Annotated in this window: 15 protein-coding genes; 6 read left to right on the forward strand and 9 right to left on the reverse strand. The window is 64.1% G+C overall.

The genetic code is table 11. From position 1 onward, the window contains the following. Positions 1 to 28: 28 nt before the first annotated feature. From R2823_04470 to R2823_04485, 4 genes are all read right to left on the reverse strand, one after another. Positions 29 to 1,762, reverse strand: coding sequence for a VanW family protein (locus R2823_04470; protein MEZ5175442.1), 1,734 nt, complete (start codon positions 1,760 to 1,762; stop codon positions 29 to 31). Positions 1,763 to 1,864: 102 nt separating this feature from the next. Next, entirely contained in the window at positions 1,865 to 2,584 is a 720-nt protein-coding gene (locus R2823_04475; GenBank protein ID MEZ5175443.1) for a sulfite exporter TauE/SafE family protein, read from the reverse strand. Positions 2,585 to 2,665: 81 nt separating this feature from the next. Further along, a complete protein-coding gene (locus R2823_04480) occupies positions 2,666 to 2,980 on the reverse strand; it encodes a hypothetical protein (GenBank protein MEZ5175444.1) in 315 nt (104 codons plus the stop codon). A gap of 102 nt (positions 2,981 to 3,082) precedes the next feature. After that, complete coding sequence (locus R2823_04485) at positions 3,083 to 4,297, reverse strand: cysteine desulfurase-like protein (protein ID MEZ5175445.1); 1,215 nt, start codon at positions 4,295 to 4,297, stop codon at positions 3,083 to 3,085. Between the two features lie 97 nt (positions 4,298 to 4,394). On the opposite strand from R2823_04485, the gene R2823_04490 reads away from it, so the two are divergent. Continuing rightward, entirely contained in the window at positions 4,395 to 4,820 is a 426-nt protein-coding gene (locus R2823_04490; protein ID MEZ5175446.1) for a c-type cytochrome, read from the forward strand. On the opposite strand, the gene R2823_04495 is transcribed toward R2823_04490, so the two are convergent. Beyond that, positions 4,812 to 6,083, reverse strand: coding sequence for a hypothetical protein (locus tag R2823_04495; GenBank protein MEZ5175447.1), 1,272 nt, complete (start codon positions 6,081 to 6,083; stop codon positions 4,812 to 4,814). The two genes, R2823_04490 and R2823_04495, sit on opposite strands and share 9 nt — an antisense overlap. Positions 6,084 to 6,171: 88 nt before the next feature. On the opposite strand from R2823_04495, the gene R2823_04500 reads away from it, so the two are divergent. From R2823_04500 to R2823_04510, 3 genes are all read left to right on the forward strand, one after another. Further along, entirely contained in the window at positions 6,172 to 6,738 is a 567-nt protein-coding gene (locus R2823_04500) for a 1-acyl-sn-glycerol-3-phosphate acyltransferase (protein ID MEZ5175448.1), read from the forward strand. 54 nt (positions 6,739 to 6,792) lie between these two features. Further along, entirely contained in the window at positions 6,793 to 7,764 is a 972-nt protein-coding gene (locus R2823_04505) for a DUF4268 domain-containing protein (protein ID MEZ5175449.1), read from the forward strand. 63 nt (positions 7,765 to 7,827) lie between these two features. Continuing rightward, entirely contained in the window at positions 7,828 to 12,507 is a 4,680-nt protein-coding gene (locus R2823_04510; GenBank protein ID MEZ5175450.1) for a 2-oxoacid:acceptor oxidoreductase family protein, read from the forward strand. 73 nt (positions 12,508 to 12,580) lie between these two features. Here R2823_04510 and R2823_04515 read toward each other — a convergent pair whose 3' ends face one another. After that, positions 12,581 to 13,828, reverse strand: a complete 1,248-nt coding sequence (locus R2823_04515; GenBank protein MEZ5175451.1) for an MFS transporter — start codon at positions 13,826 to 13,828, stop codon at positions 12,581 to 12,583. 241 nt (positions 13,829 to 14,069) lie between these two features. Between R2823_04515 and R2823_04520 the strand changes: the two genes are divergently transcribed. After that, entirely contained in the window at positions 14,070 to 16,121 is a 2,052-nt protein-coding gene (locus tag R2823_04520; GenBank protein ID MEZ5175452.1) for an ATP-dependent helicase, read from the forward strand. 46 nt (positions 16,122 to 16,167) lie between these two features. Here R2823_04520 and R2823_04525 read toward each other — a convergent pair whose 3' ends face one another. The 3 genes from R2823_04525 to R2823_04535 all read right to left on the reverse strand — a co-directional run bounded on the left by R2823_04525 (position 16,168) and on the right by R2823_04535 (position 19,285). Further along, positions 16,168 to 17,397: an AI-2E family transporter gene (locus tag R2823_04525; protein MEZ5175453.1), complete on the reverse strand. Its 1,230-nt coding sequence runs from the start codon at positions 17,395 to 17,397 to the stop codon at positions 16,168 to 16,170. Positions 17,398 to 17,497: 100 nt separating this feature from the next. After that, a complete protein-coding gene (locus tag R2823_04530) occupies positions 17,498 to 18,496 on the reverse strand; it encodes an alpha/beta hydrolase (GenBank protein ID MEZ5175454.1) in 999 nt (332 codons plus the stop codon). Between the two features lie 9 nt (positions 18,497 to 18,505). After that, positions 18,506 to 19,285 (reverse strand): Bax inhibitor-1/YccA family protein, encoded by a 780-nt coding sequence (locus tag R2823_04535; GenBank protein MEZ5175455.1) that lies wholly within the window; start codon positions 19,283 to 19,285, stop codon positions 18,506 to 18,508. Between the two features lie 106 nt (positions 19,286 to 19,391). Between R2823_04535 and R2823_04540 the strand changes: the two genes are divergently transcribed. Beyond that, a complete protein-coding gene (locus R2823_04540; protein MEZ5175456.1) occupies positions 19,392 to 24,185 on the forward strand; it encodes an NAD-glutamate dehydrogenase in 4,794 nt (1,597 codons plus the stop codon). Positions 24,186 to 24,228: the final 43 nt, after the last annotated feature.

Below are 24,228 nucleotides of genomic sequence, written 5' to 3' on the forward strand. Positions count from 1 at the left end.
GCCAGAGAACCCTACCTGCAAGGACGGCTCATGGGGGTGTCGTCACCGTCGTGGTGGTCGCCGCCGTGGTCGTAGTCGTGCCGGGCCCGGTCGTGGTCGTGGTGGTGCCGGGACGCGTGGTGGTCGTCGTGCTCTGCGTCTTGGACCGGTAGGACCAGGTCCAGCTCTGTTTCGTGACCGAGCCGTCCGGGTGCGTCATCACTCGGGTGATGGTGTTGCCGCTGCGCTCGGATTCGCAGGTCCTCCCCCCGTTGTTGCCATAGAAGGTGACCGTGATCGAACTCGGCGTGTAGCTCGTCTCGATGTAGATCACCGACGCCGAGTCGTTGCGGAAGATGACATCGGGCATGGGATAGCCGAGGGTCGCTTCGCGTACATAGGGGTAGCGGGAGAAGTAGAGACTGTGCGGCTGGTGGAAGACATCCTCGTAGCAGCCGAAGAACACCGCGTTGTAGAAGGTGGTCGCGAACTGGCTGGTCCCGCCGCCGACATTGACCGGGCTGTCGCAGCACACGACCTCGCCGCCAATGATTGCCCCGGCACGCCGATAGCCCTCGGCGGTGGTGCGCTTCCCCGCAGTCTCGTTGATCGAGAAGGTCTCGCCCGGCATCACCCAATGCCCGTCGATCTCATCGGCGAGCAGCTGGATGTTGACGACGCGGTTCTCGCAGCACGGATGCCTCGTCGTGAAGGTCGACACTTCCCCGAACGGCCCCATGGCCTCGGCAGCTTCGGTGGTGAGGTTCGGCAACGCCCCAACCTTCATCGGGATGGTGCCGGATCGCCTTCCGCGGGCGGCCGCATCGACGACATCGGGGATCGCGTCGAGGTCGATGGTGCGACCATTACGGGACGGCACGACCGAGATCTCCTTGGTCTGCTCGTCGAACCGGAATGACGCGTCCTGTGCGGGCACCTCGAACGCGGCTGCCTGGCTGGCAGCGATCGCTCCGATGACCTCGCGATCGAGATACGGCACAACCGTCGGAGGCGAGTTCGTGACGATCTGGCTCCGAAGGGCGGAGGTGAGCCCGGCAGGGGAAAACACCAGCGCCGCGGTCTCCCCTTCGGGGCGCAATACGATCGGTTTCGACACGAGGGTCGTGGCGAGCGCCACGGCCGCGTCCACATCATCGCCTGTGACCGACGGCTCGATGTCGACAAGCGGCAACTCCACCGAATCCCGGTCTTCGGTGGATGCGGCTGCGAGTATCAGCATCGATGCTGCGTCGTGGTCGATCCGCGTTCCTGGTTGGGGATATTCGGGTGCCGGGGAACCGTTGTCGATGATCACGGCACCGTCATAGGCGGGATGATCGATCACGGTGCGGTCCCATCTCGTCATGAGCGCGTTGAGCGCGTCAGCGTCGATCGTCGGTTCGATGGACAGCTCGACCCGGCTGAACCGGCTGCCGATCCACCGACCGAAGTTCACGAACCCGTTCGATGACCGGCGAACTGCGAGCGCCTTGGTCACGATTGCGGACTCATCGATGCCGAAGGAAATGTCGTGTGGATCGACAGTCAGGGTGGTTCCCTCAACGATCACCTCGACGGGTTGTGAGGCGAGCTGTTCTTCGTAGGCTGCGATCGCCGCTTCGGCCTCGGGACGCGACATCCGGCTCAGGTCGATGTGTTCGGCGCTGACCCCGTGGCTCACCCGATCGTCGGCAAGGATCTCGTCGGACGCATACAGGCCGACCACGACGAGGATGACCAACACCGGGAGTGCGATCGCAGCAATCGTGATGTAGCGACGCACCATCCACCCCTGACCGGTCGTTCCGTGCGGTCCGCAGATTCTATGGGTTGAGCACGGTTAGCCAAGGAGATCGTCGAGAGACGGATCGAGACCGATGTCGCCTCAGCCGACGGCGGCCCGCACGATCAGGACGGTGGCTGCAACGCCCGAAACGATGAGGATGCCACGCCGAACGGTGGCTTCGGGTACCCGGTCGTTGATCCCCGACGACAGCCAGAGGCCTGCGAGCGCCGCAGGCAGGAGCACTGCCGCGACACGCACATCGGTCATCGTGATATTCCCACTCACCCAGCGGAAGAACACCGAGGTCACCGACCCGAAGAAGAACACGACCGCAAGGGTCGCCCGAATCGTGTCTGATTCGTCCCGGGCGTACAGCAACGCAACCGGTGGACCGCCGATGGAGGCAACGACTCCCGTGATACCCGAGATGGTCCCCCCTGCGAGCTTGGCGGCGGTCGTCCTCGCGATGTGATAACCCGTTCCGACGACCACGACCGCACCGAGGACGATGAGCCCGATGATCGTGTCGAGCATCCTTTCGGTTGCGATCCCGAGGAGGAAGACACCGAGCAGTGCTCCGGGAAGCCGCCCGACGATGATCCACCCTGCACCGCGGAGTTCAGCCGCCCTCCATTCGCGCATCGCCATCGCGACCGTGAGCGGCAGCGCGATCAGGAGTTGGGGGACCGGGGCGAGGTCTGGGTGGAGGAGGGACAGGATCGGGACAGCAGCCATCCCGAAGCCGACCCCGACCATCCCCTGGACCGTCGCTGCTGCGGCGGTGACGGCGAGCGCGACGGCCCAGATGAGAATCGACATCGTTGGATTGTCGCACGGCGCCGGCGCGACCCGGAATCCGTCCCTGCGCCGCGATCTCGGCTCAGGAGGAACTCATCGAGCTCACAGGTGCTTGTCGTCGGTCATGAGTTCCCAGAATTCGATGCGGGAATCGATGACGAGTTCGTTGAGATCGGTTGACAGGTCGCCGAGATCGGCGCGGATGCGATCCTCTCGGTATGGGGTCCTGAGCGACGGGTCGGTCCATTCCATGACCACGGTGTTCTTGTCGCCCGGTGTTGTGCCCGAGTTGAAGTAGACCCTGCTCGCGGACCGAGAGCCTGCTTCCTCGTACGCGTTCCCGATCCTGTCGATGAGGGTTGCGGCCTTGCGAGCCTGTCCGGGCTCGATGTCATAGATGCGCCGAACGAGATACACAATGACTCCTCCTGCTGTGGCGGGTTGACCTGAGGTCCTGAAGTTAGTGTCCTACCTGGTCGCCATCGCAATGAGACCGTGGCGCCCTGCTTTGTCGTCGGATCAAGGATGAAGCTCGGCGATTCCCTTGATGGCCCGGTCGACCTCGTCGAGGGTGTTGTAGTGCACGAACCCGACACGGACAAGGCCATCGGGTCTTTCGAGACGCTTCATGACCTCATAGGCGTAGTAGTCGCCCGACCACACGAAGATGCCCTGTTCGCCGAGCGATTGCGCAACGGCGTCGGGACCCACGCCCTCGATGTCGATGGCAAAGGTAGGCGTACGCGCCCCGGTTCCGGTGTGGCCGAACAGGGTCACGGACGGCATCTGCGAGATCCCGGCGAGGAACCGCGACGCGAGACCCGCCTCGTGGGCGCTGATGCTGCGAAAGGCGTCCACGATCCGGTCGCGGCGTGAAGGACCGTTCCCGTGTGAGGCGATGTAGTCGACCGCCGCGGTGACGCCGGCGAGGGACTCGAACGACTGCGTACCCGTTTCCCACCGGTCCGGTGCCGTATCGGGGGAAGGCCGCAACTTGAACGGGGCGATGGCCTCGAGGTGTTCCTGTTTCCCGAACATGATCCCGGTATGGGGCCCGAACCACTTGTACGCCGAACAGGCGAGGAAGTCCGCTCCCGACGCGGCGACATCGATGACCCCGTGGGGGGCATAGTGCACAGCATCCACATAGGTCAGGGCTCCTACGGCGTGTGCCATGTCGACGATCTCGGTGACCGGTGTGACTGTTCCGGTGGCGTTCGAGGCATGGGTGAATGCCACGAGCGCCGTGTTGCGGTCGATGGCGCCACGAAGCGAGTCGACATCGAGGCTGCATCCGTTGCCGGGATCGAAGTCGGCGAAGCGGACCTCCGCGCCGACCGACGCCGCGGCTTGGAGCCACGGTGCGACATTGGCGTCGTGATCGAGCCTCGTGACCACGATGTTGGTGCCCGTCGGCCAGGTCCGCGCCAACGCTCGGGACATGGCGTAGGTGAGCGATGTCATGTTCTGGCCGAAGACCACCTCGCTGGGTCGACAGCCGAGCAGATCCGCCACAGCGTCCCTCGCTGCGCCGACCAGCGCGTCGGTCTCGACCGATGACACGAAGGCGCCGTGGAGGTTCGCGCCCCCGCGCTGCATGTGGTTCGCCATGGCAGCGATCACGGATCCGTGGACCTGCGTTCCTCCGGGTCCGTCGAGGTACGCGGCGACCCGGCCGTTCACTTCGCGGGCAAGTGCAGGGAAGCCGCTCCTCGTCTGTTCGATGTCGATCATCGCCACTCCAGGCGGAAGACGGTAGCGCCACGAGGTGTGGCAACGCGGGGTGATGATCGCGGCATGGTCGTCGTTGGACTTGTAGCATCGCTCGGCGATGCGGAGTCTGTACATTGTTGTGGGTGTTCTCGCCTTTGCCATGGTGGCGGGCTGTGGCGGTGACAGCTCGAACGACACTCCCCTCAAACAGGGGAGGGAGGTCTACGGGAATATCTGCTCCGCGTGTCACGGTTCGACCGGTCAGGGAGGAATCGGGCCCTCCCTCAGCGCCGTCACCGAGACTTTCCCGTCGTGTGACGACCACATCGAGTGGGTGACGCTCGGCTCCGAGGAGTGGAAGCTCGTCCACGGCGACACCTACGGCGCCAACGACGCACCGATCGAAGATGTGATGCCCGGCCAAGGCGGAACCCTCACCGCTGCCCAGATCGCCGCCGTTGCGGCATACGAGCGGGTCTTCTACGGAAACGCGGACGAGGCGATCACGCTCGATGCATGCGGCGTGGAGACTTCGTCAGGCTGAGTGTCTCGCTCCCCCTTCGAGCGCGCCGGTTCTGCTCATCTCGGCGATGTATGCGACGATGCCAACCAGGAGAGCGAAACCCATCACGGGCGTGGAGATGCGCTTGACGACCGGGCTCACCGTGAGCAATCCGATGACGAACCCGGCGATGCCGAGGTTGACGCCCCACATCACGATTCGATCGGTGCCCGACAGCGCAGGTCGCTGCATCCCACCCAACACGACGGCACCGAACAGCAGGTTGGTCATGACGCCGATGAACATGGTGTGGTCGAAGCCGAGGATGAGCCCTTCTTGTGACTCGGTCATGGCATCGATGTCGATGCTCCCGCTGACGACGCCCATGATGAGAATCGTGCCGAGGATCAGGTACACGACGAGGAACAGGCTGCTCAGGCGCACATAGGCACCCGTACCGGCATCCCTCCAACCTGACGGGAGGAGTTCGCTGCGGTATCGGATCAGGAGAATGATCACGCCGACGATCATGAGAAGGTTCGCCGGACCGAGCAGCTCCTCCTCGAGCTGGGCGAGGAATCCCACATTCGCAAGCAGGCCAGCGAGGAACAGGATCCACATCTGGGCAGTTCCGAGGCGATCCTCCGACGACGGCGTGTGGTTTCGGAACAACCATTCGATGACGGCCATCGCCGCGAGGATCAAGAACCCGATCACCATCGCAGGAGGATGTCCCTCGCTCACGGCTGCTGCGGTGTCGTCATCGAGACCGGGGATCTCACCCTGTGAGGTGTAGATCCCGAGCAGCACGCCCAAGATGGCGCCGATCATCAGGGAGATCCATGCGAGGAGAAGTCCGAGGCGTGCGACCGAGCTGGTTTCCACCCGCTTGTTCGTCGCAAAGAGCCACACGGCGAACCACACCACGACGATCAGCAGGAGGGTCCCGAAGATGGGACGCTGGATCCGATCGCCGGGAATCCGGTCACCGGCGAAGAAGGCAAGTACATACAGCGCTATCGCGACCGTCATCGCCCAAGACAGGGTGCGTGCCTTACGCCGGTCCTGTTCGGTGTCGTTGTGCGCGTCGGAGAACATCAGCAGGGCCGCGCCGGTGGTGGCCAGGGTGATCCACCCCAGCGTTCCGGCATGGACATGGGTGATCAGGGTGTCGTGGTCGGGTTCGTACAGGTCGAGCCCGTTCAGTATCCCGATGACGATCGTGACCGCGAATATGGCGAGCGCCGCGACGAAGGTGATGCGCGCTGCTGGCCAGTAGGGGGATCGGTGGACATTGTCGGACATTCGTACCTCCCGAGGTCGTGCCCAGACTGATGCCCAGCGGCACGATCATAGCGCGCGAGGCCGACGCGATCCGTTAGCGTTCGGGGTCATGTCCCGTCTTGCCCGTTGGTATCTGTTGCTGCGCGGATGGCGATTCGTCGGATCACCTCCCGAGGAGCCAAAGGCGGTGATCGTCGCGGCCCCGCACACCTCGAACTGGGACTTCCTCGTGTTCCGTGCCGTCGCGAGACATTTCAGGCTCAGCGTCGGATTCCTCGGCAAGGATTCGCTGTTCCGAGGGCCGCTGGGTGTTCTGATGCGTCGCTGGGGTGGGATCCCGGTCGATCGTTCCCGTCCCCGTGCGATGGTCGACTCCGTGTCTCGGTATTTCGACACGCATGACGAGGTACTGCTCGTCATCACACCGGAGGGAACCCGGGGCAAGGCGCGGGTGTGGAAGTCAGGCTTCTGGAGGATCGCCGATGCGCTCGATCTTCCCGTGTACATGGGCTTCGTCGATGCGGCAACCAAGACGACCGGCTTCGGCCCGGTAAGGAAGATCAGCGGTGATCCGCACGGGTGGATGGACGCCGCACGAAAATTCTATGCCGGGATGGAGGGCATCAACCGCTTGCAACGAGGGCCGATGATCCTCCAATCCGAGACACCGGGGTAACTCCTCCAGGCAGAGTAACACCGGGCAGAGTAATCCCCATGGTATCGTGGCACGATGACCCTGCCGAGGACCGATCCCGGGTTTCTCGCTGCGTACGGCGAGGCGATCGCAGGACTCCGCCTGCAATGCGGGCTCGATCGCCGCTCGTTGGCGCTCGACGCTGGCATCTCCTACTCGTACCTGTCTGCGATCGAATCGGGTGACCGGTTCCCGAGCCCTCGCGTCGAAGCTGCGATCGTCGAAGTCCTCGGTGTGTCCGCGATCGACCTTCTCGCAGCGGCCAACGGTGCGGTCGGCTCGGACATCACGGCTCAACCGAGCTCCCCAACGGAGCCCGGCGCGGTTGGGTCCGACCGGATCAGTGAGGGTGCGGGTCGGCCACACCAGCCGCAGACACACCACGCGCCAGCGGTCCTGAGTCCGTCGGCGGCGGAGGCGGAACTCCGGGTCCTGCTGCCACACCTCAGTCCGCCCGATGCCGCAACGGTTGTGGCTCTTGCACGCAAGCTCGCTCAGCCAAGCGCGCAACACAGACCGCACGAGACCCGGAATTCGGGCGATTGGCGCGGCCCACAGCTGCGGACCGCTGCGTATCTCGAGTTCTGGGACGACTACGCGACCAAGGTCTCCAACCGAGGGTTGCCATGGGTCGATGACCGCCGACCCCAGCCGAGGAACTCCTTCACGATGTCGTCGCGAATCAAGGGGACTTCACTCGAGGCGTCCTTCGCGCGGAACCGGCTGCTTCGCCACGGGCTCTCCATCAGCCGCGGCTCGCGTGAAGCCAGCGTCGCGATGCTGCACCGGATCCGTGATCACCGCGAAGCGATCGAGTCCGTCTACGGAAGGCCACTCGAGTTCGAAGAACCAGCCCGTGAGCGCGGTGCGGTACGGATCGCCGAGTACCGTGACGGTCACATCTCGCGAACGGACGAGCACGGGGATTACATCGAGTGGTTCATCGACACGGGCCTGCGGATGCGACGGGCCATCGCCACCTTCGTCGACCTCGGATCGGCGCGGTGATCGCGCCCGGAGTCGGGCTCCGGTGTCGCTCCGTCAACTAGCATGTGGGGGTAAGAAACGCGCATGTTGAGCGAGGTGGCTGCCGAGATGGGAACACCGAAGTACCCCGGGATTCGGATCACGACCAACGGCAACCAGCTCGTTTCCTACCACACCGAAGCCCGCATCACCCAAGCGGGTGTCTTCTACCCGATCACGCCATCGACCGAGATGGGTGAGAGCTACCAGCTCGCGTACGCCGAGGGCGTCCTCGATGTGTTCGGCAATTCCAAGATCGCGATCGAAGCCGAAGGCGAGCACGCAGCACAAGGCGGTGCGATCGCCTACTCGATGACCGGGCGCCGAACCGTGAACTTCACCTCGGGTCAAGGGGTCGTCTACGGGCTCGAGCAGTACTACCACGCCCCGGGGAAGCTCTCGACGATGGTGGTCGAGGTTGCAGCCCGTGCACTCACCAAGCATGCGCTCAATGTGCACTGCGGTCACGACGACATCTACTCGGCGATGGACACCGGCTGGATCATGCTGTTCGCAAAAGATGCCCAACAGGCAGCCGACCAGGCGCTGATCCTGAGGCGGGTCACCGAACGGTCGCTCAATCCCGGCATGAACATCCAGGACGGCTTCCTCACATCACACCTCGAACGGACCTTCTACAAGCACGAGAGCGAACTCCTGAGGGAGTACCTCGGCGCCCACGACGACATCATCGACACCCCGACCGCGGCCCAGCGAGCTCTCTTCGGCGCAACCCGACGCAGGGTCCCGATCATGATGGACCTCAAAAACCCGATGCTGCTCGGTCCCGTGCAGAACCAGGAGCACTACATGAACGGTGTTCTTGCACGGCGAAACAACTTCTCTGAGGACATCCTCCCGATGCTCGATGCGGCCTACACGGACTTCGCTGCTCTCACCGGTCGTCACTACGGCTTCGTCACCGAGTACCGAACCGAGGATGCAGAGACGGTCTTCGTGTCGCTCGGTTCGGCCGCAGAGAACATCGAAGCCGTGGTCGACTATCTGCGTGCCGAAGACGGCGCCAGTGTGGGTTCCGTCCACATCAATGTGCTGCGGCCCTTCCCGGAAGCCGCGCTCGTCGAAGCCTTGGCAGGCAAGAAGCGCGTCATCGTGCTCGAACGGGTCGACGACGGGCTTTCGGGCGACAACCAGCTGACCCGGGAGCTGCGAGCCGTTCTCAGCAAGGCCCTCGAAGCGGGTCTCGCCGGATTCGCGTCCCACCTTCGGCCCCTCACCGACAAGGACATGCCGCTGATCCTGTCGGGTTCATACGGGCTCGGATCGCGCGATTTCCGACCTGAGGCGATTATCGGCGCCTACGAGTACGCAACGGGAACCCGGGCCCGGCAGGATGGACGCCGAGTGACCGACGGCGAAACCTACTTCACGCTCGGTATCGACCACCCGTATGCCGTCGTCGCCGACCGGACCCCGTCGCTTCTCCCGGACGGCGCGATCGCCGTTCGGTTCCACTCGATCGGGGGTTGGGGGATGATCACCACCGGCAAGAACCTCTCGGAGGTGATCGGTGCCATCGGCGATGACCTCCTCGCGCACCAGACCGAAACCGACGAGTTCGGAAGGCTCCAAGAGGTCATCCATGTGTCCGCGAACCCGAAATACGGGTCCGAGAAGAAGGGCGCCCCGACCTCGTACTTCCTCGTTGCGGCGCCGAAACGGATCCATCCGAACTGCGACCTGCACCATGTCGATGTGGTGCTGTGCTGCGACCCGAAGATCTTCACCCACACGAACCCGCTTGTCGGTATGAACGACCGTGGCACCTTCGTGTGGGAGTCAGAGGAGGATCCCGAGACGGTCTGGCAACGCATCCCGCCTGCGTACCGGAAGGAGATCATCGACAAGAAGATCCGTGTCGTGACGCTCGCCGGGTTCCGCATCGCACGGCAAGCAACGGACCGCCCCGACCTCCAGCTTCGCATGCAGGGAAACGCCTTTCTGGGAGCGTTCTTTCGTGTGTCGGGCATCCTCGAGGAATACGATGTGTCGGACTCCCGCTTCCGAGAGCTGGTGCGCAACCAGTACACGAAGAAGTTCGGTCGCTTCGGCGATGCCGTCGTCGAATCGAACATGAAGGTCATGACCGACGGCTTCGACCAAGTCGTCGAGATCGAACACGGTGATCCCGATGCCCCGGATCGCTCCAGTATGCGACTTTCCGCCCTGGCGGCGTGCGGTTCGTGCAGCGTCGAGGTCCCCGCCGCCGTCGCGCCGAAACAGCAGGAGACGAGGATCCCCCTCACGCTTGCCTCGACCTTCAACAAGGAGTTCAAGGCGGGCCTCGGCTACAACCAGCCCTCCACACCGCTTTCGTCGGTGTCGATGATGGCCGCAGGGTCTGGACGCACGGCGTCGAAGTATGTGGCACGCCGCGACACGCCGGTGTGGATCGCCGAGAACTGCACGGGATGCATGGACTGCATCACGGCATGTCCGGACACGGCGCTCCCCAATGTGGCTGCGGACATCGATGTCGTGTTGGGGACGGCTGCCCGCGCGTACATCCTCGATCTCGATGAGCGCGCCAAGATGGTCGAAGCCCTTCCCGGGCTCGAGGCGTCGATCCGTGCCGAGATGCTCGAGGTCGTCAAGGCGAAGAAGTCGGTCCCGTTCGTTGACATCCTCCGCAAGCATGTCGCAACGATCGACACCGTGGGTGAGGTCGCAAAGGACGAGTTCATGGCCCTGTTCGAACGAGTCCCGTTTGCCTACACGAAGACCTCCCACCTGTTCCGTTCGCTGGAGCGGTCCACGCCAGGGGAGGGCGGGCTGTTCGCGATCATGGTGTCGGACCTGTGCAAGGGCTGCGCCGAGTGCGTCTTCGAGTGCCCGTGGGAGGCACTCGAGATGGCTCCCGAGACCCCTGAACTCAACGCAGACCATGTGTCGGGAACGAACTTCCTCGACATGATCCCCGACACTCCCGCCAAGTACCTCGGGCGGTTCGATCCGGACGATCCGATCGCATCGACGGCAGCACATCTGAAGAACCACCTGATGGTGCAGTCCAACTATGAGGCCCTCGTGAGCGGTGATGGTGCGTGCGCAGGTTGCGGCGAAAAGAGCGTGCTGCACGCCGTTGCGTCCCTGACCGAGGCGTACATGCGTCCGCTCTTCCACGCGAAGGCCGATCGCCTCGACGACAAAGCGCTCGCATTGGAGGAGCACGGCCTCAAGATGCTCTCTGAGGTCGCGGCGCTCGACCTGGACTCGTATCTTCGCATCAAGACACTGATCGTCCACTCCATCATGGGACTCGGCGGCGAGACGGCGGACGACACCGCGACGAGAATCGCAGCGCACGGAGACCCCACCGACAAGGAGCTCATCGACGCCCTTGTTGTCACGATGCGCCAGGACGCGTTCAACCACCGCGACCTCCAGGCGCTCGACGGGACCATCCCGAACGGCATGTCGGTGATGGCGATGGGGGCCCATACGGGGTGCAACACCGTGTACGGATCAACCCCGCCGAACAACCCGCATCCCTATCCGTGGATGAACTCGCTCTTCCAGGACGGCGCAACCGTCACATGGCTCCTCGGTGAGAGCTTCATCGCCGATCACGCGAGGCGGTCCGTCATCCCCGAGCGCCTCGCGGACTACATCAGCCTCGGTGTCGGCCTGTCGAACGACGAGTACTTCGAGATGCTCCACATGACCGACCGTGTCATGACCGACCGCGAGATTCGGGAACTCCCGAAGGCGTGGGCCATCGGTGGCGACGGGGGCATGGGCGACATCGGGTATCAGAATGTGTCGAAGGTGGTGCTCCAGAACCGTCCCAATGTCAAGCTGCTGATGCTCGACACCCAGGTGTACTCGAACACCGGTGGCCAGAACTCGGATTCGACGCCGATGCCGGGCGGTGGGGACATGAACCAGTTCGGTCCTGCTTCTGAGGGGAAGATGACCGAGAAGAAGGGAGTCGCCGAGTCGTTCATCTCCGGCCATGGCTCGCCGTTCGTTGCCCAGGTGTCGATGGCCAACACAGCACAGTTCTACAAGTCCCTCCTCGATGCGCTCGATTATCGGGGAACCGCCTTCATCCAGTCGTACACGACCTGCCAGCCCGAACACGGTGTCGCGGACGATCTGTCGACCCACCAGGCGGGTCTCGTCCGTGACTCGAGGGGGATGCCCCAGTTCGTGCTCAACCCGCAGCTCGGGGAGACCTACCAAGAGGCTCTCGACATCTCCGGCAACCCGAACCGTGACCGCGACTGGACCGAGATCACCTCGAAACTGACGGACCGCACCTTCCAGTACACCGTTGCACACTTCGCCGCGACCGAGGCGCGCTTCCGGCGGCATTTGCGGGAGGTCCCGACCACCGATGGCCTCATCCACCTCGACGACATGCTGCTGCTCGTGAACCAACGCGATGTGGTGGCACGCCGGGTGTTCGACCCGACCCATCGGTCGTATGTCCCGGACTTCGGCGTGTACATCGAAACCGAAGACGCCGACGGGTCGGTTCGTGTGATGACCCTGTCGCGGCAAGTCGTCTTGTTCTGCGTCGAGCGGCGTCGGGCGTGGCGCATGCTCCAGTCAAAGGCAGGCGTCACCAACACCGATTACGAGGCGCAGAAGCGGGCCCTCGCTTCGTTCGACGACGACGCTGTTCCGCTTGCGAACCGCTTCACCGAGATCAGGGTTCGGTTCGACCGCGAACTTGCAGCGACGGCGAGCGGAACCTGAGTTCGATCGGCGCACCTGGCGCCAGCGAAAGCCTCGCCGACGAGACCGGGCGACTCGGGGTCGTCGTTGACGGTCAGGGGAGAGTCTCGGGGCGTTCGATGCCGATGGGGGTGCCTGCCCGGTCGAGCGGCTGCACCCGGCCCATCGCCCACCACCCCACCACCAGCGGGACGGTGGCCGTGAGAACTCCGATCCTCGGTGACACGAGGTCCCCGACCCCACCGCTGACGATGGCGGCGAGGGGCCGCGACCCGAGGAAGGCCATGCTCCACAAAGCCATCACCCTCCCCCTCATATGTTCGTCGAGGCGACGCTGGAGGTTGGCGTTCGTTGTGGTTACACCGAGAAGAAACCCCACCCCCGCGACGAACAGCGACGCAAGCACCATCGCCTCGACCGGGGCGGTTGCGTAGCCAGCGAGGCCCCCGCCAAGGAGCGCGATTCCGATCTTGGTCGTGGTCACTGCGCCGAATCGGTTGCGAACACGCCCGACGAAGAACGAGGCGATCGCCGATCCCGTCCCGAAGGCGGTCACCTGGAGGCCGATGAACCCCTCACCCCGCTCGAAGATGTCGGCGTACGCCGGCGCAAGCGTGTTGACCGGGTCGCCTGCCCATCCGACGGTCAGCGTCGTGAGGACCAGCCACAGCATCGCCGGTCGCTGCTTGACATAGGTGAGCCCCGCCCGCACCGACCGATCGGTGCTGAACCGCTCCATGGGGCGCTGCCGGATCAGCGCGAGGATGACGATGAGGGGGACGAAGGTGAGGACATTGATGCCGAATGCCCAAGCGGCACCAAGTCCTGCCACGATGAGACCGGCAAGAGCCGGCCCGACGGCCCGCGCAACGGTGAAACTCGCCGAGTTGAGCGCGATAGCGTCCTCGAGATCCGGGGGCTCGACGAGGCCCGGAATGAGGGCATTCATCGCCGATGTCCCGACGGCGTATCCAAGTCCGATGATCCCGCTCGCGGCCATCACCGGCCAGATCCCCGGCAGTCCATCGATGCCGGTGAGACCGATCCAGATCGCAAGGCCGACGGCGCCGGCCGCCGAGATCGCCTGGGCGATGATCAGCAGCTTCCGGCGGTCGAACCGGTCCGACAGTGCCCCCGACCATGGCGACAGGACGAGTGTCGCGAGGAATTGGAGAACGCTCACCAACCCCACAAGGGTGTTCGAGTTGGTGATCTCGTAGACAACGATCCCCGCGGCGACATTCTGGAACCAGTTGCCGGTGTTGGAGACAAAGTTGCCCGCGAGGTACGGCCCGAATCGGCGGTCCTTGAGCGCGTGGAAGCTGCCGCGGGTCGCGCTCATGCCCCTGCACCACATCGAACGCAACCGGGGCACCGTTGCGGCGTCGCGGCGTGGCCGGCGCCGTTTCGGGGCACGACGGCACGGATCTGGCCCGGCTCAGGGAGGACACTCGACACCGCGGCCTACGATACTGCCGCCGCGGCGAGCCAGAGGCCCCGTTTGCGCCCCGCCCCATTGCACTCGCGCACCGCCGCCGCCGGGTGGTCGACCGTGATGTAATCGATATGCTAGGGTCGAACACATGTTCGATACTGAGACCGTTGCCAAGTACCTTGAGGACCTGAATCCCGACCAGCGTCGGGCGGTTGCCCATGGAGGCGGTCCGCTGCTCATCGTTGCCGGTGCGGGCACCGGCAAGACCCGGACATTGGCAGCGCGTGTTGCCCGGCTCATCGACGACGGCGTCAGCCCCGAGCGGATCCTGCTGCTGACCTTCACCCGACGGGCCGCGTCCGAGATGCTCCGACGCGCCGGATCGCTCATCGAAGGCCGGTCCGCAGGCAAGGTATGGGGAGGGACCTTCCATTCGGTCGCCAACCGCCTCTTGCGTCGGTACCCGAACGCGTGCGGGCTCTCGGACGGTTTCACGGTGCTCGACCGAGCCGACACGGAGTCCCTGTTCGGCATCGTACGCAGTGAGCACGGTTTCGGAACCACCAAGACGCGCTTCCCGCGCAAGGAGACGATCGCATCGATCTACGCACGCGTGGTGAGTTCCCGGATCCCTCTCGCCGACACGGTCGAGGAACGGTTCCCGTGGTGCCGCGAGCATGTGGACGACATCGCCACCTTGTTCAAGGACTACACGGTGCGCAAGCGGGAACACAACACCCTCGACTATGACGATCTCCTGCTCTACTGGCAGGCCCTTATGGATTCCGATGCGGGCGCCACGGTTCGCGCGCTCTTCGACCATGTGCTTGTCGACGAGTACCAGGACACGAACCGGGCCCAAGCAGATCTGCTGATGAGCCTGTGCGGTCCCGGTGGGAACCTCACGGTCGTTGGCGACGACGCCCAGTCGATCTACTCGTTTCGTGCAGCCGATGTCGACAACATCCTGTCGTTCGCGGACCAATACGAAGGTTGCACCGTGGTCACGCTTGAGCGCAACTACCGGTCGACTCCCCAGATCCTTGCATCCTCCAACGCGGTGATCGCCGCGTCTCCCGTGGCGTTCGACAAGGTGCTGTGGACGCAACGCAGCGATGGTCCCATGCCAGAGCTCGTGACCTGCTTCGATGAGCCAGCGCAGGCCGACTGGGTTTGTGACCGTGTCCTGTCCATGCGCGAACAGGGAATCGACCTGCGCGATCAAGCGGTGTTGTTCCGCACCGGTCACCACAGCAGCGGTCTCGAGATCGAGCTCTCGCGCCGGAACATCCCTTTCGTCAAGTTCGGGGGGCTCAAGTTCCTGGAAGCGTCCCATGTCAAGGACCTGCTGTCCCTGTTGCGGATTCTCGACAACCCGAAGGACGCACTCGCGTGGAATCGTGTCCTTCTGATGCTGCCGGGCGTCGGGCCAGCGACCGCAGCCAAGATCATGGACCATCTCGTCGAGGTCGGTGCCGCTGGCGATCTCGATGCCCTCGAGGCCTTCCTTCGCTACGACCTTCCGGTCGGAAACGAGACGCGAGAGGTGCTTGGGCTGCTCCGGGATGTGCTGTCCGATGCAATGGGGACCGGAGGCGGCGAACCGCCGCCGTCGGTCCAGATCGACCGACTCAGGGACTTCTGTGAAGCGGTCTTCGATCGCTGCTACGACGACGCTGCCGCACGGCTCGGCGACATCGAGCACCTTGCGTCGCTCGCAGCCGACTATCCGTCACGAAGCCGGTTCCTCACCGAGATCGCACTCGACCCGCCGAACAGCACGACCGACCTCGCGGACGCGCCACACCTCGACGACGACTACCTCATCTTGTCGACCATCCACTCGGCGAAAGGCGGCGAGTGGCGCTCGGTGACCGTGATTCATGCTGCGGACGGGAACATCCCTTCGGACATGGCGCTGTCTGAGCCTGGCGGCCTCGAAGAGGAACGCCGGCTCCTCTATGTGGCGCTCACGCGTGCAAAGGACCATCTCGCCGTCACCGTGCCCCAACGGTTCTACCACAATCGACACGGATCCAACGCTGCACACTCGTATGCTCTGCCGAGCCGTTTCCTCGACCCCGCAGTCGACACATTCGTGGCGTCCGCGCACGGGACACCTTGCGATGACGACACGGCTCCGGGTCTCGTCGGCGGAGCGGATCGGGTTGGTGAGGTACTCGACCGCCTCTGGGGCTGACGCTTCGCGTCGACGGACCAAACCAGCCCGGGGGATCGCATCTTCTTCAGGCGTCCGAATCGTCGTCGGGTGTTTCGGACCGTCCGATCGGAAGATGGAGCTTGGCCTTCCGTTCGGCCTTCTTGCGGTCCTTTGCCTCCCGGATGGCTCTCATTCGCGCCTCGTATTCGTCCGGCGATTCGATCATCTCGTTCTCGACGAGTTCGTAGTCGTCGGCATAGGTCTGGACGAGGGCAGTAATCGTTGCAGCCACGGGGAGCGCGAGGAGGGCCCCGGTGGCGCCGAGGAGCGACGCCCCAACGATTGCCGATCCGAACGCAACCGCGGGGTGCAGATCCATCGTGTTGGCGGTGATCTTGGGCGACAGCAGGTAGTTCTCGATCTGCTGGTACACGGTAACGGCCACGAGGACCCAGATGGCGGCAGCCGGATCCTCGAGCAGTGCGATGAGGAAAGGGACGACTCCAGCGAGGTAGGTCCCGACGCTCGGCACGAACTGGCTGACCAGACCGACCCAGAGCGCCAATGCAAGGGCGTAGGGGAGACCGAGTATCAGGAAGACCACATAGTGGAATGCGGCGGATGCGGCTGCGAGCAGGAGCCGGCTGTAGATGTAGCCACCGACCTTCTGAACCGTGATAGACAAGAAGGTGTCGACATGGAGCTGGACGCTCGGTCGCAGGTTGTGCAGGAGCGCCTTCCTGAGGCGTGGGAAGTCGGCGAGGATGTAGAACACGAACAGGGCAATCGTCAACGCCCTGAAGACCATCCCGAGGACCGACGAGGTGAAGCCGAGCACCCCGGACAACAGGGTCTCGGCCGCTTCCTTCGCAACGGTCTGGTAGCCACCCAGTTCCTCGATGAGGGTATCGACGGACCAGGTGGTATCGAAGCTCGCGTTGACCCAGTCGATCGTCTGTTGCACATAGCCGGGCAGGGAGTCGATCAACTCGAGGATCTGGTCGACGACGAGCTGCGCGATGGCCAAGGCGAAGACGCCGGCCATCAGGGCCCCCACGACCATGACGACGCCCGTCGCGACACCCCGCTTCCATCCCCGGCCCGAGAGACGATCGACCGCGGGAAGCATGGCGAACGCGACGAAGAACGACACGATCATCGTCATCACGAAGTCGGTGATGCTCGTGAACATCCAGTGGGCCCCGAAGGCGACGGCCATCACGACGAGGGTGCTGATGATGAGGCGAGGGATCCAGATCCGGTACCAGGACCGCTGCATCTGGGCGATCTCTGCCGGTGATTGCTTGGTGGTCACGAACGGTTCCCTCGACGATCCGAGGCATTATGCCACCGAGATGGCCGGATTGGCGGTCCGGACCCACCAATGCCCATCAGATGCTGGTGACGATCACCCCTCAGCCGCCTGCTGCCAGCCAGCCTGCCGCGGCCTCGAGGGCACGACGCGAGGCGGGCTCCCACGGTGCAAGAGCCGGCCAGACATGGATCATCTCCGGCTCGATGACCAGCGTCGAGTCAACGCCGTCGCGCTGGGCGTGTGCATGGAGCTGCACCGAGTCCTCGAGGAGCATCTCTGCACCTCCGGCGAAGATCAGCATGCGTGGGAGCGAGTGCAGGTCGGCGTGGATCGGTGAAACAAGCGGGTCGCGAAGCTGCTCCGCGGACGCGTAGTAGCGGTTGGGACCGCTGAGCTCGTCGATCGGGAGGTAGTCGGTGTCGGCATTGGTGACAATCGTGTGGCCGCGGTGCTCAAGGTCGGTGTACGGCGAGAAGAGGATCGAACCGCACGGAAGCGGCTCGCCACCGTCTCGGAGGGACATGAGCAGTGCAACGGCGAGCCCTCCACCGGCCGAGTCGCCTGCCACGATGACATCGGCGGGGTCCGTTCCCGCCTCAAGCAGCGCTCGATACTCATCACGGGCGTCGTCGAGCGCTGCGGGGAACGGATGCCTTGGAGCGAGTCGGTATCGCGGGGCGTACGCCGTGGTGCGGGTCGCGTGCACGAGGCGGGCGAGGTGCTGTCGATGGGTGCCGGGGTTCCCGAAGACATACCCGCCACCGTGGAAGTACAGGATCGTCGCCGCGTCCGGTGTCGTGTCGACCCGGACATATCGATCGACATCACGCCCTGCGAGGGTTCGTCGCCTGACGCGAACCTTGTTGCGGAGTGCCCACGGGACAGGGGCGCGGACACGGAGGCCGAACTGGTTGATCAGGCGATCATCGGGAACGGTCGCGGCGTAGTCGATCGCTGCACGCGCAACGGCAGCCACGATGTCGGTTCGCCACATCCACGACGGCAGCGTCGGACCCAGCAGCAGACGCCGGATGACCCGCCGCACGACCGCGACACTGACTCGGAACCACAGGTGGATGACACGGAGGAGCGACCTCACGGCCGACGACTAGTCCCGTACCTTCGCGATGAGTCGAAGGATCTCGATGTAGAGCCACACGATCGTCACCATCAAGGCGAACGCGCCGAACCATTCCATGACCCGCGGCGCCCGAGCGGTGACGGCTCGCTCGATCAGGTCGAAGTCCAGCATCAGGTTGAAGGCCGCGATGCCGACCACGAGGATGCTGAACAGGATCCCGAACGGGCCGCTGTCCCACACGAACGGCATCGTGACGCCGAACAGCGCAAGCACGATGCTCACAAGGTAGAAGAGCGCGATACCTGCCGTGGCGCCGATGATCACGCCACGCATGCGGCTGGTGACGCGGATCGTGCGGGTCACGAACAGCACCAGCATCACCATGAACACGCTCGCCGCTGCGAGAAGCGCCTGGATGATGATGCCCTCGAACTCGGCTTCGTAGATATGGCTGATGGCGCCGACGACGACACCTTGCGCTACGGCGTACAGAGGACCGGTGACGATGGCGAGCTGCGGTCGGAACGAGGTCACGATGGCGAGGATCACCGCTCCGATCAGGACCAGCCACCACCAGCCGGGGATGGCGATCGTCGCGGCGTCAGGGTCGACGAGGGTCCAACCCCACGCCCCGGCGCCGAGGACGAGCGCGAGCAGGAAGGCCGTCTTGATGGCAGTCCCGGCGAGGGTCATGGGGACCTCGGCACCCATGGTGACCGGTGTCGTGGCCGTCGAGAGGGTCTGATCCGCGGCAGCGTTCGCGGCCGGGAGGGCACCGAACTGCTTCTGGAGTGTGGGGTTCGCCATGGTCCTCCGAGCGGTAGGAGTGTGAGCTGACAACACCGGAGGATACCGTTGGGGCACCCGAAGAAACGGTGCCTTGGTGGGGCAGATCGGTCTAGCCTTCGCGCATATGCCTCACAACGGTGCAACGGAGGACGCAGGGTCGCCAATGCTCGACCTTCTGATCGCAGCGATCCCTTCTGACGAATCCCCCGAATGGGCGAAGATGTTCTCGGCTTTCGCAGCTGCGTATGTGCGGCGAATCCCCGAAGCCGACCTTCCGGACCTTCCCCCTGACCAGCTGTATGCCGAGATCGCGGACCTGCTCAGGTTCGTTGACAGCAGGGGATCGAGGCCCCACGCAGTGCGCGTGTTCAACCCGACGGTCGACACTTCGGGGTACGAAACGGTCGGGACCGTCATCGAAGTGGTTGTCGACGACATGCCGTTCCTCGTCGATTCGGTGGCCAATGTGGTGGCGGTGAAAGGTGCTGGCATCGAGCGACATCTGCACCCGCTTATCGGCACGATCCGGGACGAGGACGGTTCGCTCGTGGACATCGCCCCGGCACGGACTGCCGACCGAACCGAGAGCGTCCAGTACTTCGAACTGGATCAGGCCCTTGACGACGACCAGCGCGAAGTCCTTGCCGCGGCCATCGACGAGGTTCTCGGCGATGTGGCCCTTGCCGTGCGGGACTTCGGTGCAATGCGCGACGCGGTCGGCGAGATGATGGCAATTGCAAAGAAGGGCATCTCCAGGTACGGCTACGAGGAGATCGACGAGACGGTTGAGTTCCTCGAATGGCTGCTCGACGACAACTTCGTGTTCCTCGGATACAAGGTGTACGACATCAGCGAGAACGGCGATCTCCGCATCCAATCACGGGCCGGCAGCGGCCTTGGCGTGCTGTCGAAACCGGGACGGGCTGTGACACCGATCGCCTTGTCGGACCTTCCGAACTATGTCACCGACCGCTACTTCGGGGGCAATCTCGTCGTCATCACCAAGACCAATCGCCATTCGACCGTGCACCGCGACGCGCGGATGGACTACATCGGGATACGCGAGACGAACGATGAGGGGCGCACGACGACCGAATACCGCCTGATCGGCCTGTTCACATCGAAGGCCTACATGGCGACGCCGAGCGACATCCCCGTGCTTCGAAGGAAGCTTGCTCGCATCCTCGACGAGCAAGACATGATCGAGGGGAGCCACGATTACAAGGTGCTCGTCCAGCTCTTCGAGAGCTTCCCCAAGGACGACCTCTTTGCGATGTCGGTGGAGGACCTCAACGACACCCTCAGCCACCTCGTCGATGCCGAGGAGTCCGAGCATGTCCGGATGTTCGTTCGAAGGGACGCGCTGAAGCGCTCGGTGAGTGTCCTCGTCACCGTCCCGAGGGACCGCTTCAACGCCGCGTTGCGCCAGCAACTCCAGCAGCTGTTCAAAGCGGCCTTTCACGGCAAGACGATCGACTATCGCCTCTCGCTCGGCGAGTCGGGTGATGCGCGAATCCATTTCTCGGTGTGGACCGAAGGCGGAGCGCCGATCGATGTCGATCTCGCGAGCCTCGAAGCGCAGGTCATCGCGCTCGCCCGGAACTGGGAGGACCGGATTGTCGATGCGCTCGCCGCGGTCGTCGGCGAGTCCGAAGCCAATCGTCTCGCGACCCGATGGACATCATCGTTCCCCGACTACTACAAGACATCGACCGCGCTCGACCTGTCGGTGGGCGACATCGTGTGTCTCGACCGGCTTGAGCAATCCGGTGCCGACCTCGTCGTCGGGCTCCAGAACGAGGCAATGGGAGGCAAGGGGCCGTCCGAATCGGAGCCGCTGACAAGGATCACGGTCTATCGCTCGACGGGGAATCTCCACCTGTCCGCGATGATGCCGCTGCTCGAACACCTCGGTGTGGTGGTCGTCGAGGAGGTTCCCACAAGGCTCAAGGGGGAGGACGACACCTTCATCCACGACTTCGGCGTCGTTGCACCCGGCGGTGCCCAACTCGATGTTGACGCGATCCGTGATCGTGTGTCCGCCGCGATCGAAGCGGTGCTTTCCGGAACTGCCGAATCTGATTCGCTGCATCGCCTCCTTGTGACAAGTGGGCTCGACCATGCCCAGCTCTCGATCATCCGCGCCTACCGCAACTACTGGCGTCTCGTGACACCGGCATTCTCGGTCGGCTACATGGATGACGCCTTCGCCGCCCATCCCGACATTGCTGAGGCCCTCATCGAGCTCTTCGATGCCAGATTCGGCAAGTCACCGGACGCCGATGCCGAACGCGAGATCACCAAAGGGATCCGCAAGGGACTCGACGGTGTGGCGTCACTCGACGAGGACCGCATCCTGCGCGGCTTCCTCGGTCTGGTCCTCGCGACGCAGCGCACCAACATGCATGTGAAGGATCGGCAATCGCTTGCGCTCAAGTTCAGCTCCGAGCAGGTTCCCGAGATGCCGAGCCCGAAACCGCTGTATGAGATCTATGTGTCGGCGCCGGAGGTTGAGGCCGTCCACCTGCGGGGTGGCGCCGTTGCTCGCGGCGGTATCCGGTGGTCTGACCGGCGGGAGGACTACCGAACCGAGGTGCTGGGCCTCATGAAGGCCCAGAACACGAAGAATGTTGTCATCGTCCCGACCGGCGCCAAGGGAGGGTTCGTGATTCGCCGCTCCACGGGCGCCCGACCGAGCTTCGACGAGGTCAAGGAGGGATATCGCATCTTCATCCGGGGCTTGCTCGATCTCACCGACAACCGGGTCGGGAGCGCCATCGTTCCACCCCCTGATGTGGTCCGCCACGACGGCGACGACCCGTATCTCGTCGTCGCCGCCGACAAGGGAACGGCGACCTTCTCGGACATGGCGAACGAGCTCGCCGCTGATTACGGATTCTGGCTCGACGACGCCTTCGCATCCGGTGGGTCGGCCGGATACGACCACAAGGCGCTCGGGATCACCGCTCGCGGGGCATGGGAATCGGTCCGACGGCACTTCTACGACCTCGGCGTCGACATTGCCACAGACGAGATCACGGTAGTGGGCATCGGTGACATGTCTGGGGATGTCTTCGGCAACGGGATGCTGCTGTCGAAGCACCTCAAGCTGGTCGCTGCTTTCGACCATCGGCACATCTTCCTCGACCCCGAACCGGACCCAGCCGTGGCCTGGGACGAGCGCAAGCGGATCTCGCAGATCCCCCGTTCGTCATGGGCGGACTACAACCCGGACCTGATCTCGACCGGGGGAGGCGTGTTCGAACGCACCGACAAGAGCATCGAGCTGACGCCAGAGATGCGAGCAGCCCTCGACACGACGGCCGAGTCGGTGAGCCCGAACGACCTCATCCGCGCCGTTCTCAAGGCACCGGTCGATTTGTTGTGGAACGGCGGGATCGGCACCTACATCAAGGCCCGATCGGAGTCATCCGAACAGGTCCAGGACCGGTCGAACGATGCGGTCCGCATCAACGGCCGTGATGTCAGGGCCCGGGTGATCGGTGAGGGGGGCAACCTTGGGGTCACCCAGCTCGGCCGTGTCGAATATGACCGCAACGGGGGACAGGTGTTTGCCGACTTCATCGACAACTCCGGAGGTGTCCACGCGTCCGACCGCGAAGTGAACCTCAAGATTCTGCTTCGCATCGCAGAGGAAGGGGGGCTGATCGACCGCGCCGAGCGCGACGACATCATCGAGAGCGTCTCGGGCGATGTCGTTGCCGCGATCCTGTACGACAACTTCCTCCAGGCCCAGATCCTCTCCCAGGAATCCGCCGTGTCGACCCGCACCATCGAGCAGTACGGCGACCTCATGGATCGCCTCGAGCGTGAAGGCATCCTCGACCGGGACATCGAGTTCTTGCCGACCACCGACGAGATGGCCCAGCGGGGAAGGGACGGTGCGGGCATGGCACGCCCCGAGCTCGCCGTGCTCCTTGCCTACGCCAAACGGCACCTCACCGCCTTGCTCGTCGACTCGGATCTCCCGGACGATCCGCACTTCGAGGCCGACCTGATGGCGTACTTCCCGCCAACGGTCTCGGAGCGTTTTGCGGACCAGATCAAGGTGCATCCGCTTCGTCGTGAACTGATATCGACCATCGTTGCCAATCAGGTGCTCAACGCGCTCGGCTCGACCTTCTACTCTCGGATGCGCACCCTCACCGGCGACCCTGCCGCACGGATCGTGCGGGCGTTCCGAGCTGCGAGGGCCATCACCGGCGCGTCGGAACGCTGGCTCGCCATCGAGGGTCTCGCCGGCAAGGTCGATCCGGATGTGTACCGGGAACTCCTCCAGGATGTCGATCGTCTCGTGTCGATCATCACCCGGTGGTATCTCAACCAGCCGGTGAGCCCGACTTCGATCGATGATGAGATCGCGCTGTCGAAGGACCAGTTCGCCGCGCTCGCGAAGGGAATGCCGACCCTCGACCCTCCCGAGTGGCGCGAGCCATACGAGGCGATGGCAAGCGAGATGATCGCCCGCGGCGTTCCGGAACCGATTGCGCTCGCCCACGGTTTCCAGCGAGCCCTGCGTCGAGCCCCTGACATCATCGACCTCGCCCTACGCCACGGCCGTGATGCTATGGAGATCGCGGGCATCTACACCCAGGTCAGCCACGAATTCCGCGTGGACTGGATCGAGCGCAAGATCCGTGACCTTCCCGGTTCGACGACCTTCGAGCGTCTCGCAGCCGAATCGCTGCTAGACGATCTCCAGCACATGCGTCGATCGGTTGTCGCCTTCATCCTCGACGAATCCGGCGGTTCGCTCGAAGCTCACTTCGAGCGGTTCCCGCAGATGATTCCGCGGCGGGACCGCCTCTTCTCCTGGCTTGAGCGCGACGGCATCAACGATGTCTCGGCGGGCCTGATCGCGATTCGCCGCCTGACCCAGATCGCCATGGGGCGCTGATCGGCGGAGCCTTCTCACACCGATGACGACCCAGCGCCGGCTG

The sequence above is a fragment of the Acidimicrobiia bacterium genome (genome assembly GCA_041393965.1).
GTDB lineage: Bacteria > Actinomycetota > Acidimicrobiia > Spongiisociales > UBA5794 > UBA5794.